Origin of the sequence: Corynebacterium sp. AOP40-4SA-5, assembly GCF_052377355.1 — a bacterium.
GTDB lineage: Bacteria > Actinomycetota > Actinomycetes > Mycobacteriales > Mycobacteriaceae > Corynebacterium.
On sequence record NZ_JBQSWS010000005.1, the window covers coordinates 89,197 to 101,503 of the forward strand.

Below are 12,307 nucleotides of genomic sequence, written 5' to 3' on the forward strand. Positions count from 1 at the left end.
CGTGGAACCGGAGGTATCGGACGAGGTGTCCGACGCGGTGTCGCGGGCCATCGCCGAGGCACGCAAGGCCGCCCGCGCGGCCGGACTCGCCCCCGACGACCCCGATGACCCCGAGGACGCCGAGGCGTTCGAGCACTCCTTACGGCAGGGCCGGCAGGGTCGGCAGGGTCGCGGCGGGATGCGGCTCACGTCCTTCACCTTCCACCTGGAGGGGCTGGAGTCCGCCGCGCATGCAGGACGCGTCGAGGGCGCGCTCAACGTGCTGCCCGGCGTGCAGGCCCGCGTCGTGTACTCCACATCCATGGCGTGGGTGACGGCGCCGGAGTCGCTGAAACCGGACGTGCTGCGCAACGTCATGACCGACGCGGGCGTGGAGTCCTGGTTGACCGTCGCCTCGCTGCGACGCCGCGCCGAACGCCTGGCCCGGCCCCGTCCGGCGAGTTTCTACGCGCACCGGCACAGGGAGAACCGTGCCCGCATGGCGTTGGAGGGGGAGTCCTTCCACCAGCTCGGCCAGGGCCGTCGACGCCACCAGGTCGGCACCGAGGTGCTCTACACCGCCCGCAACCTGATCACCGGGGCGCGCCTGCTCGTCGCGCTGCTCTTCGGCCTGCCCGTGGTGGTGCTGCAGCTCGTGCCGTCGTGGCAGTTCGACCACTGGCAGTGGCTGTGCCTGGGCTTGGCCACGCCCGTGGTGCTGTGGAGCGCGTGGCCGTTCCACCGCGCGATGCTCGGCGGGCTGCGCCGTGGCATGCCCGCCCTCGACGCGGCGTCCTCCGCCGCCATCCTGCTGGCCTACCTGTACTCCCTGGTGGAACTGCTCACCGGCCCCGCCGGTGACCCGGGCTGGCGGGCCGGCAACATCCTGATCTCCTGGGGCTACCAGACCGACGCGCTGTTCTTCGACGTCGCCTGCGGCTGCACGATCCTGCTGCTGTTCGGCAGGCTCGCCTCGCGCCGTACCCGGCTGCGCTCCCTGCTGGCGCTGAACATGCTGTCGGTGGAGCGCGGCGGCGACGTGACCGTGGTGCGCAAGTCCCGCGGCGGCCAACCCACCAAGTCGGTCATCCCCGCCACCGAGATCCGCGTCGGTGACGACGTGCTCGTCGGCACCGGCCAGGTCATCCCGTGCGACGGTGAGGTCGTGGGAGGACGCTCCGTCGTCGACGTCGGCCCCTTCAGTGGCGGACGCGGCGACGTGCCCGTCGAGGTCGGCGCCACGGTCTTCGCCGGGTCCACCAACTCCGGCGACCCGTTGAAGGTGCGGGTGAACCGCACCGGGTCACGGACCAGGGTCGCGGCCGTGCGTCGCTGGATCGCCGCCGCCGAGCGCGAGGAGAACCGCCTGGAGCAACTCGCCACGCGCACCGCCTCGCTGCTGGTGCCCTGGGCCGCGGTGATCGCGGTGATCGCCGGGATCGCCTGGTGGACGGCCTCGTCCAGCATGACCGCGGCGGTCTCCACCACGCTGACCGTGCTCGTCGCCGTCGCCCCCGTCGCCCTGGCCCTGTCGACCACCCTGGCGCTGCGCCTGGGGCTGGCGCGCGCGGCGTCCGACGGGATGCTGCTGCGTGACACCGGCACCGTCCACCGACTCGCCGCAGTGGACACGATCATCTTCAACCGCGCCGGCACGCTGACGAAGGGTCCGATGAACGTCGTCGGCGTGACCCCGGCCAAGGGCGAGGTCGGTGAACTGGTGCTGCGCGTCGCCGGCGTGCTGAGCCTGGAGAGCCCCCACGGGGTCTCGCGCGCGATCGTGCGCGCCGACCGGGAATCGCGTGACAGCGGCGCCGGGGGAGCGGACGTGCCGCACTGGCTGGAGGCCGGCCCGGTGGAGGTCGACGGCAAGGGCGTGTTCACCGCCACCGTCGACCTGCCCGTCGCCGACCCCCAGACCGGGGAGAAGGCGCTGCGCCCGGTCCAGGCCCAGCTGTGGCGTCCACGCGACCTCTCCGAACTCACCGACCCCACCCTGGCCAACGCCGTGCTCAGCGGCGGGACCCCGCTGGTGGTCAGCTGGCGGGGCAGGACGCGCGGGGTGATCAACGTGGCCGACGCGGTGAAGCCGGACGCCGAGTCCTCCGTCCACTGGCTCGAGGACGCCGGGGTCGAGACCTACATGCTCTCCCGCGACACCTACCCGGTGGCACGGAGGATGGCGGACTCCATCGGCATCTCCAAGGTGCTCGCCGGCATCATCCCCTCCCAGAAGGCCCCGGCGGTGCGCAACGTGCACGCCCACGGTGCCACCGTGGCCATGGTCGGCGACCAGGACGTGCTCGACTGCCTCGAGGTCGCCGACGTGGGCATCCTCATGGGGTCGGCCGACCGGCTCGACAACATCGGCGGGGAGCACGGGGAGGTCCGTGGGCTGGACTCCGCGGGCAGCGACGTGGTGATCATCCGCGACGACGTGTCCGTGGTGGCGGAGTCGGTGAACCTCGCCCGGCACGTGCGTGCCACCGTGGACTGGAACCTGTGGCTGGCCTGGGGCTACAACATCCTCGCCCTGGTGCTGGCGGTCTCCGGCCTGCTGAACCCGCTGCTGGCCACGGCCCTGATGCTGGGGTCCTCGCTGCTCATCGAGTGGCGGTCGGCGCGCATCAGCCACCGTGACTTCAGCATCGGCGACCCGCTGGGCAGGGACGGTGCGGAGGTGCCGGGCAGCAACGGCGACTCGCGCCTGGCCCGGCTGCGCGCCTGGGCGGGGGAGAACCTGAGCCCCTGGCAGTCGCGCTGAGCGCTTCCCCCGCGCACCCGGGACCGCAGCCCACTCATTATGCTGGGGCACGTCAGTAAGACACGCGAACCAGCAGGACGACGAAGGAGCGGCAGATGAGTGGACGGACGAACAGTTCGCAGGCGATGGACCAGGCCAGGGCGGTCACCCCGGGTGGGGTGAACTCCCCGGTGCGGGCCTTCGGCTCGGTCGGCGGCACCGCCCCCTTCATCGCCTCGGCGGCCGGTTCGCGTCTGACCGACATCGACGGCAACGACTACGTCGACCTCATCTGCTCCTGGGGCCCGATGCTGCACGGCAACGCCCACCCGGCGGTCGTCGAGGCGGTCCGTGAGGCCGCGGGCAAGGGACTGTCCTTCGGCGCGCCGACGTTGGCCGAGATCGATCTGGCCCAGGAGATCATCGACCGCACCAGCGTGGAGCAGGTGCGCCTGGTCAACTCCGGGACGGAGGCGACGATGTCGGCCGTGCGCCTGGCGCGTGGTTTCACCGGACGCGACAAGATCCTGAAGTTCAACGGCTGCTACCACGGCCACGTGGACTCGCTGCTGGTCGCCGCCGGTTCCGGTGTGGCGACCCTGGGCCTGCCGGACTCCCCGGGGATCACCGCCTCCGCCGCGGCGGAGACCATCGTGGTGGACTACAACGACCTCGACGCCGTGCGCGCGGCCTTCGCCGAGAACCCCGGCCAGATCGCCGCGGTCATCGCCGAGGCCAGCGCGGGCAACATGGGTACCGTGCACCCGCAGGACGGCTTCAACGCCGCACTCAAGGAGATCACCCACGCCGACGGCGCGCTGCTGATCCTCGACGAGGTCATGACGGGTTTCCGTACCTCGCGCTCCGGCTGGTTCGGGGTGGACGGCGTGGCGGGCGACCTGACGACCTTCGGCAAGGTCGTCTCCGGCGGTATGCCGGCCGCGGCCTTCGGCGGACGCGCCGACATCATGGGCATGCTCGCCCCGGAGGGGCCCGTCTACCAGGCGGGCACGCTGTCGGGGAACCCGGTGGCCACGGCCTCGGGGCTGGCGTCGCTGCGTCTGGCCGACGAGTCGACCTACACCACCCTGCAGGCCAACGCCGACCGGTTGTCCGACCTGGTCAGCGAGGCGCTGTCGCGGGAGGGAGTGGCGCACCACATGCAGCGGGCCACGACGATGCTGTCCGTGCGTTTCGCCGAGGGGCAGGGCCACAACTTCGGCGAGATGCAGGCGGCGGACACCTTCCGCTACGCGCCGTTCTTCCACTCGCTGCTGGACAACGGGGTCTTCGCCCCGCCGAGCGTCTTCGAGACCTGGTTCGTCTCCACCGCGTTGACGGACGCCGACTTCGAGCGGATCGAGTCGGCGCTGGTGCCCGCGGCGAAGGCGGCGGCTGCCGCGCGCCCGGCGTCCGACTGACCCGTCACCCTGACCCGTTACTCTGCGTCGAGCGCCTCGGTGATCATCGGGACGTAGCGCTCCAGGGCCCAGGGGACGGTCAGGGGGTTGATCATCGAGGACCCGGTCACGAAGGACTGGTCGGTGGGGGCGACCTCCCGGCCGTCCCGGATGGCGCTGATGTTGCCGTAGACCGGGTTGTCGTGCATCTCCTCGCGGTTGGTCTCGTCGGAGTAGAAGGTGAAGATCAGGTCCACGTCGTTGAGCCGGTCGGCGTCCTCGAGGCTGAACTGGGCGGAGTCGGTGCCCACGACCTCGTCCTCCTTCATCTCCTCCACGACCGGTGCGACCTTCAGGCCCATGTTCGCGACCATCGCGGCGCGCTGCTCGGTGGGCAGGAAGACGCCCATGTTCTCCGCGGGGCCCTGGTTGTAGATGAAGGCGAAGTCGTGCTCGGAGAACTCGGGGTGCTCCTCACGCACGGCGGCGAAGTCGTCCTCGATACCGGTGATGAGGTCCTCGGCCTGGTCGGACTCACCCAGCGCGGTGGCGATGGTGGTGATCTGGTCCTTCCAGTCGATCGTCCACGGGCTCTCGGGGTAGGCCACGGTGGGGGCCACCTCGGAGATCTGGTCGTACTGGTCCTGGGTGAGTCCGGACCACGGTGCCAGGACGAGGTCGGGGTCCAGGGCGGCGATCTCCTCGGCGCTGACGTCGTCACCACCGGTGATGAGTTCGGGCAGGTCGCCGTCCTGCTCCTCGACGGCCTCGCGGACCCAGGGGAGCTGGCCGGAGTCGTCCGCGCCCCACTCGTAGCTCTCGGTGGCCACCGGGGTCACGCCCAGGGCGATGGCGGTCTCGGCGGAACCCTGGCCGAGTGTGACGATCCTCTCGGGCTTCGAGGTGATCTCGGCTTCACCGAGCGCGTGGGTGATGGTCACGGGCTCGAAGTCCCCTGACCCGGAGCCGTCGGAGGATCCGTCGGTGGACTCTGAGGTGCAGGCGACCAGGGTGGCCGAGGTCAGGAGGGTTGCCGCCATGGTGGCGACGACGCGGCGCAGGCCGCGTCCAGAGGTTTTCCGGGGGATAGAATGCATGAGGGCAGGCTAGCATGACACCAGCGGGTGATCGTCGTTCACCGAGTGGTCTGCTTGGCGTGGTTCGCTTATGACCTGAGCACCATGCGAGGTAGTGTCGGGACCCATGACAACGATCGTCCACCTCGTCCGTCACGGGGAGGTCCACAACCCCGACCGCATCCTCTACGGTCGTCTGCCCGACTGGCACCTCAGTGTCCGCGGTCGGCAGATGGCCGCCGCGGTGGCCGCGGACCTCGCCGACCACGATATCCGGTACGTCGTCTCCTCCCCGCTGGAGCGCGCGCGCGAGACCGTCGCGCCGCTGGCGGAGTCGCTCGACGTGGCCCCGGGTGTGGACGAGGACCTGCTGGAGGCCGGTAATGACCTGCAGGGTCTGCACATCAAGGGTGTGCGCTCGGCGCTGTGGAACCCGAAGCGCTGGCCCATGCTGAAGAACCCGACGGTCCCGAGCTGGGGCGAGCCCTACTCCGAGATCCTCGACCGCATGTGGCGGGCCGTCGACCGCGCCCGCAAGGGTGCCGAGGGCGGGGAAGCGGTGTGCGTGACGCACCAGCTGCCCATCGTCTGCGTGCAGCGCGACGTGCAGGGGCTGCCGCTGAGCCACAACCCGGCGGCACGCCGGTGTGAGCTGGCCTCGGTGACCTCGCTGGTCTTCGAGGGCGACGACCTCGTGGACATGGTCTACTCGGAGCCGGCACAGGAGATCTGATCTGATGGGCAACGTGGGACAGCAGGGACGACGGATCGCGGCGGCGCTGGTCACCGCGTCGCTGGCGCTCACCGTGGCCGCGTGCGGCGAGAGCAACACCGCCGGCACCGATGCCGTGGCCAGTGGTGGCACCTTCGAGTTCGTCTCCCCGGGCGGGCAGACGGAGATCAGCTACGACGAGGACGACCGCGACCCGGTCGGCAACCTCCAGGGCGAGTCGCTCATGGAGCCGGGCGAGACGATCGAGCTCGACGACTTCGAGGACCAGGTCGTGGTCCTGAACTCCTGGGGCCAGTGGTGTGGACCCTGCCGCAGCGAGGCGGACGATCTGCAGCGCGTCCAGGAGAAGCTCGAGGACGACGGGCGTGGCACCATCCTGGGCATCAACGTGCGTGACTCGGTGGCGGACAAGGCCCGCGACTTCGTCACGGACAACGGGATCAGCTACCCGTCGATCTACGATCCGCCGTTCAAGTCGGCGTTGGCCCTGGGTGGCCTGCCCGCCTCGGTCATCCCGACGACGATCGTGCTGGACAAGCAGCACCGTCCGGCGAAGGTCTTCCTGCGGGAGGTCAACGACGACGAGCTGTGGGCGGCCGTGGAGCCGCTGCTGAACGATGAGTGACCTCGGTACCGCGTTCTCGGAGGCGGTGACGACCGGGCCGATCCTGCTCGCGTTGCTCGCCGCCGCCGTCGCCGGTCTGGTGTCCTTCGCCTCCCCGTGCGTGATCCCGCTGGTGCCGGGCTACGTCTCCTACCTCGCCGGTGTCGTCGGCGCGGACACCGAGTACACGAAGGACGGCACGGTCGTCACGGGCAGGCGGGGCCGCGCCGGTGGCGCGGCGCTGCTCTTCGTCGCCGGTTTCACCGTCGTCTTCGTCCTGGCCACCGCCACGGTCTTCGGCGCGATCAGTGCGCTGAAGATCAATCAGGAGACGCTGATGCGCGTCGGCGGTGTGGTGACGATCCTCATGGGTGTCGTCTTCATGGGCTTCATCCGCCCGCTGCAGAACGACACCCGCATGGCCCCGAAGCGCTGGTCCACCCTCGCCGGCGCGCCGCTGCTCGGCGGCGTCTTCGCCCTGGGCTGGACGCCGTGCCTGGGGCCGACGCTGGGCGCGATCATCTCGGTGTCCGCGGGCACCGGAGGCATGACCGCGGCGCGCGGCGTCATCCTCATCATTTCGTACTGCCTGGGCCTGGGACTACCGTTCATTCTGGTCGCCCTGGGTTCCGCCAGGGCACTGCGCGGCGTCGGATGGCTGCGGAAGCACTCCCGCACCATCCAGATCATCGGCGGCGCGTTGCTGATCATCGTCGGCATCCTGCTGGTCACCGGCCAGTGGGCGGTGTTCGTCGACTGGCTCCGACAGGGCCTGGTCTCCGACACCACTCAGCCGATCTAGGCCGTTCTAGGTTTCACCCGAGTTCCCCTCCCGAAAGGTTTCCATGATCCGCTGGCTCCTGCGTCTGCCGAAACGGGCCTGGCAATGGCTGACCCGTATGCGGACGGCACTGGTCCTGCTGTTCCTGCTCGCCCTCGGCGCCCTTCCCGGTGCCATACTTCCGCAGCGGTCGCTGAACGAGGGCAACGTCACGGAGTACATCGAGAACAACGGTCGGGTCGGCGAGATCTACGACAAGCTGGGACTGTTCGACGTCTTCAGCTCGCCGTGGTTCGCCGCCATCTACGTCCTGCTGTTCCTGTCGCTGATCGGCTGCATCCTGCCGCGCACGTGGGACCACTACAAGGCGCTGAAGACGCGCCCGCCGTCGGCGCCGAAGCGGCTGACCCGGATGCCCAACTTCGTGGAGGGTACGGTCGACGCCCCGGCGGAGGACGTGGAGAAGCAGGTGTCCCGTCGTTTCGCGAAATGGCGTGGCGGGGCGACCGAGGCCTCCGAGGACCGGGCGGGGAAGTGGTCCTTCGCCGCCGAGCGTGGTTACATGCGCGAGGCCTCGAACCTCGTCTTCCACCTCTCCCTGGTCGGGATCCTCATCACCGTGCTGCTGGGGCGCATGGTCTACTACGAGGGCCAGGTCATCGTGATCGCCGGCACCGACTCGCCGAGCTCGGAGTTCTGCAACTCCGCGGTCGCGAACTTCGACTCGATGCGTTACGGCCCCCTGTTCGACGGCACCACGCTGACCCCGTTCTGCGTGAACGTGAAGAACTTCGAGGCGGAGTACGAGGCCACCGGACAGGCCACCAGCTTCTCCTCGGACATCGACTTCGCCGAGGGCGAGGACGCGATGCTGCCCACCGACGAGTGGGACAAGGAGCAGTTGCGGGTCAACCACCCGCTCAACGTGGACGGCGACCTGGTCTACCTCCAGGGACACGGCTACGCGCCGACGTTCACCGTGAAGTGGCCGAACGGTGAGACCCGTACCGAGACCATCCAGTTCCGTCCGGACGACCTGACGTACTTCCTGTCCTCCGGTGCGATCAAGATGGACCCGCCGGCCGGGATGTACGACGACCTCTACGACCGCCGCCAGAACCAGTTGGCGATCCAGGGTCTGTTCGCCCCGACCGCAGAGTTCTCCGGTGAGAACGACGCCCTGCTGACCTCCAGCTTCCCGGCCATGAACGATCCGGCGGTCGCCATCGACATCTACCGTGGCGACACGGGGCTGGACGCCGGTACCGGCCAGGACATCTTCTCGCTCGACTCCACGCAGATGCACAGCGGTGCCCTGCAGAAGCTGGACCGCGTCAACCTCATGGAGGGCGAGTCGGTCACCCTGGACGACGGCACGGAGATCAGCTTCGACGGTGCCCAGGAGTTCGTGAACCTCCAGGTCAGTCGCGATCCCACGACCCCGTTTGTTCTGGGCTTCGCCCTGCTGATGCTGATCAGCCTGGTCGGTTCACTCACGATCAAGCGCCGCCGCTTCTGGGTGCGGGTCACCGACAACCAGGACGGCACCACGTCGCTGCAGATCGCCGGGCTGGCCCGTACGGACTCCGCCGGCTGGGGCCGTGAGTTCAACCGTGTCGCCGAGGAGCTGCTGCACCTCGAGGACGAGGAGCTGGACGAGGAGTTCGACCAGACGGACAGCGAGTGGGAGGACTGGGAGGACGAGCTCGATCGCGAACTCGCCCGCGAGAAGGCCGAGGGTGAGCTCGCCGACCCGGCCGAGCCCACTGAGACCGGGGACACAGAAGACCGTCCTGAGGAACGCTAAACCCCAGTTCACTTTTGGTTTTGGCTAGTAGAGCGCAGTAACGTGGGCCGAGATACGGTCCAGTGACTATCGACGGAGGAAACGACGGATGGACATCCATGACGTCAACGAGGGCTTGGCGAATTTTTCCGACCTGGCCTATGCCACGACGGCAGGGCTGTACCTGGTCGGTCTCGCCATCTCCCTCATCTTCTACGGGATGCTCCGTTCCGCCACCGAAGCCAGGCGTGAGCGGGCGCGGATCCTGGGCGAGGGCAAGGCGGAGAAGCAGAAGGTCGCCGTCTCCGCCGGGGCCGGTAGCGCCAGCGACGAGGCGGGCGCGGGCACCGACAAGGACGCCGCTGACGGCGGATCCCACGACGTCTCCGGAATCGCGACGGGTTCTCTGTCGGAGGACGAGCTGCCGCCGCGGTTCCAGGTCGAGTCCATCCGGGCAGGGTTCCGCCGTGCGGACCGTTGGGGTGGCATGGCCCAGGCCGTCATCTGGCTCGGTGTGGCGATGCACATTCTCTTCCTCGTGATGCGCGGGCTTGCCGCGGAACGCTTCCCGTGGGGCAACCTCTTCGAGTACGTCTCCGTGGTCTCGGGTGTCTCGATGGTCATCGCCTGCTACGTCCTTCGCCGCAAGGCGATGCGTGTGCTGTGGCCGTGGATCCTCACCCCGATCCTGGTCCTGATGTTCTACGCGGGCACCGAGCTCTACGCCGACGTCGCGCCGCTGGTTCCGTCGCTGAACTCCTACTGGTTCGTCATCCACGTGTCCACGGTGTCGATCGGTGGCGGCATCGGTCTGGTCTCCGGTATGGCCTCGCTGCTCTACCTGCTGCGTCGTGCTCAGCCGAAGGGCCAGGAGAAGGGGTTCTTCGGCGCCATCGCGACCCCGCTGCCGGACGCCTCCAAGCTGGACGCCCTGGCCTACCGGGCGGCGATCTGGACGCTGCCGGTGTTCGGCCTCGGTGTCATCTTCGGCGCCACATGGGCACACTTCGCCTGGGGCCGCTTCTGGGGCTGGGACCCCAAGGAGACCGTCTCGCTGATCACCTGGCTGCTCTACGCCGCCTACCTGCACGCCCGCGCGACGCCGGGCATGCGCGGCAAGCCCGCGGCGTGGATCAACGTCCTGGCGTTCGCCACGATGGTGTTCAACCTGTTCTTCATCAACATCGTCATCTCGGGTCTGCACTCCTACGCCGGACTGAACTGACATGACGCGAACCCCCGACCGCCGGATCACCAGACTGCTGGTGACCGGCGGTGCCGGTTTCATCGGCTCCAACTTCGTCCGGCTCACCCGCCTCACCCGGCCGGACGTGCAGGTCACCGTCCTGGACTCGATGACCTACGCGGCGAAACCGGCCAACCTCGCCGGCCTGGACGGTGTGCGCCTCGTCGAGGGTGACGTGTGCGACGCCGCCCTGGTCGACGAGCTGGTCGCCGGACTGGCCATTCCCGGTCAGGAGGCGGGCGGGGCCGCGGTGGTGCACTTCGCCGCGGAGAGCCACAACGACAACGCCCTGCGGGACCCGCTGCGTTTCGTGCGCACCAACACCGAGGGCACCGGTGTGCTCGCCGAGTCGTGCGTGCGCCACGGTGTGCACCTGCACCACATCTCCACCGACGAGGTGTTCGGCGACCTGCCGTTGGACGGCGACGACCGCTTCACCGTGGACACCCCGTACGCACCGTCGTCGGTATACTCGGCGTCCAAGGCGTCCGCCGACCACCTGGTCCGCGCCTTCGTGCGCAGTCACGGCCTGAGCGCGACGATCTCGAACTGCTCGAACAACTACGGTCCGCGCCAGCACCCGGAGAAGTTCCTGCCGAGGCAGATCACCGGGCTGATCGAGGGGGAGACCCCGCGCCTGTACGGCGCCGGCGACAACGTGCGCGACTGGATCCACGTCGACGACCACAACCATGCGGTGTGGGCGATCCTGGACCGTGGGGTGTCGGGGGAGACCTACCTGATCGGTGCGGACGGGGAACGCTCGAACCGGCAGTGTGTCGAGGCGTTGCTCGAACTCTTCGGGCGGGACGCCGGGGACGTGGTCCACGTGACCGACCGTCCCGGGCACGACCGCCGCTACGCGATCGACCCCTCGTCGATGAGGTCACTGGGCTGGGAGCCTCGCTACACCGACTTCTCGGCGGGACTGGCGGCCACCGTGCAGTGGTACCGGGACAACCGGTCGTGGTGGGAGGTCAGCCGCAAGGACGCCGAGGTCACCTACCGGGAGGCCGAGGAGATCCTCGACTGATCTGCCGACAGTCGGCGGTACGGGGGTGGCGTCCGGGGGGATCGGAAGTGTGCTGTGAGCTGGGACACTCTTGTGGTGGGGGATTGTTCCGGAGCAATTGCTCCAGAGTGTCCTTTCGTGAAAACAAATAAGGGTAGGTTGACCGATGTAAGCCTCCACATGCCCCCACCCGGCGCCACACCGGGGAAAGGACCACCAGCATGACCACGTCACGAGTCGTCACCGTCCCCTCCGCCCGCCGTACCTGGCGCACGATGCTCAACACCGGCGCTACGGTGCCCCGTCTGGCCTGCGCCAAGCCCTGCGACGGCTACCAGGTCGGCGACGAGGCGGTCGTCCTGCCGGGCCCGCCGGCCGACTTCGAACTCACCCTGCCGGACTCCACGCTGACCCACGGTCAGACCGCCGAGGTGCTCACCCGGCTGCCCCACGGCCCCACGCTCTACTGGGAGATCGCCACCGGCTGCTCCCGCACCGTCCCGCCGGAGGACCTCGACCTCGGCCGCAGTTTCGCCGTCGGGGTGAACCCCGCGCCGGAGGAGGTCGACCACTACATCCTGACCCCCTACGAGATCACCTTCCTCGGTGACGGAGGAGACGGCAACCCGGTCGTCCAGCCCGCCGTCGCCGTTCCGGTGCTGATCGCCACCGACGCCGACGGCAACGCTGTGGAGCCGCTGCTCTACTCGGCGGAGCTGCACTGCGGTGTCGAACCGTCCGGCATGGTCCCCGGCGTCCTCGACGAGCTGGTCGAGGGTAGGACGTACCGTGGTGCGGTGCTGGGTTGCGTGCGCAAGGACGGTTCCGGCGCCGCGCGCAAGCCTGTCGGCGTGCGCTTCCTGTTCCAGGCCGAGGGCTCCGACCTGGACCCCCTGCACGGCAGGCGCGTCGTCTGGCGCTGAGGCGGCGCCGTCCTCCCGCGGTGC

Annotated in this window: 10 protein-coding genes; 9 read left to right on the forward strand and 1 reads right to left on the reverse strand. The window is 69.2% G+C overall.

The window, feature by feature from the left end:
- Position 1: 1 nt before the first annotated feature.
- The gene (locus tag ACT3S3_RS04480) at positions 2 to 2,743 is read left to right on the forward strand and encodes a heavy metal translocating P-type ATPase (RefSeq protein WP_441588151.1); all 2,742 of its coding nucleotides are present in this window, start codon (positions 2 to 4) and stop codon (positions 2,741 to 2,743) included.
- A gap of 95 nt (positions 2,744 to 2,838) precedes the next feature.
- Positions 2,839 to 4,143, forward strand: a complete 1,305-nt coding sequence (hemL, locus tag ACT3S3_RS04485) for a glutamate-1-semialdehyde 2,1-aminomutase (RefSeq protein ID WP_441578915.1) — start codon at positions 2,839 to 2,841, stop codon at positions 4,141 to 4,143.
- 17 nt (positions 4,144 to 4,160) lie between these two features.
- Here hemL and ACT3S3_RS04490 read toward each other — a convergent pair whose 3' ends face one another.
- Positions 4,161 to 5,219 carry an iron-siderophore ABC transporter substrate-binding protein gene (locus ACT3S3_RS04490; RefSeq protein WP_441578916.1) on the reverse strand — a complete coding sequence of 353 codons (1,059 nt, stop codon included), beginning with the start codon at positions 5,217 to 5,219 and terminating at the stop codon, positions 4,161 to 4,163.
- A gap of 106 nt (positions 5,220 to 5,325) precedes the next feature.
- Here ACT3S3_RS04490 and ACT3S3_RS04495 point away from each other — a divergent pair, with 106 nt between their 5' ends.
- The 7 genes from ACT3S3_RS04495 (at position 5,326) to ACT3S3_RS04525 (ending at position 12,283) form a co-directional block, all read left to right on the forward strand.
- Positions 5,326 to 5,931, forward strand: coding sequence for a histidine phosphatase family protein (locus ACT3S3_RS04495; protein ID WP_301443312.1), 606 nt, complete (start codon positions 5,326 to 5,328; stop codon positions 5,929 to 5,931).
- A gap of 4 nt (positions 5,932 to 5,935) precedes the next feature.
- Entirely contained in the window at positions 5,936 to 6,556 is a 621-nt protein-coding gene (locus ACT3S3_RS04500; RefSeq protein ID WP_301443313.1) for a TlpA family protein disulfide reductase, read from the forward strand.
- Complete coding sequence (locus ACT3S3_RS04505) at positions 6,549 to 7,337, forward strand: cytochrome c biogenesis CcdA family protein (protein ID WP_444626349.1); 789 nt, start codon at positions 6,549 to 6,551, stop codon at positions 7,335 to 7,337. Before ACT3S3_RS04500 ends, ACT3S3_RS04505 begins: the two co-directional genes overlap by 8 nt.
- 43 nt (positions 7,338 to 7,380) lie before the next feature.
- Positions 7,381 to 9,123 (forward strand): cytochrome c biogenesis protein ResB, encoded by a 1,743-nt coding sequence (locus ACT3S3_RS04510; RefSeq protein WP_301443315.1) that lies wholly within the window; start codon positions 7,381 to 7,383, stop codon positions 9,121 to 9,123.
- Between the two features lie 88 nt (positions 9,124 to 9,211).
- Entirely contained in the window at positions 9,212 to 10,327 is a 1,116-nt protein-coding gene (gene ccsB / locus ACT3S3_RS04515) for a c-type cytochrome biogenesis protein CcsB (RefSeq protein ID WP_301443316.1), read from the forward strand.
- A gap of 1 nt (position 10,328) precedes the next feature.
- On the forward strand, positions 10,329 to 11,381 hold the full coding sequence (rfbB, locus tag ACT3S3_RS04520; protein WP_301443317.1) for a dTDP-glucose 4,6-dehydratase: 1,053 nt from the start codon (positions 10,329 to 10,331) through the stop codon (positions 11,379 to 11,381).
- A 200-nt stretch (positions 11,382 to 11,581) separates the two neighbouring features.
- Entirely contained in the window at positions 11,582 to 12,283 is a 702-nt protein-coding gene (locus ACT3S3_RS04525; protein ID WP_441578918.1) for a hypothetical protein, read from the forward strand.
- Positions 12,284 to 12,307 lie beyond the last annotated feature (24 nt).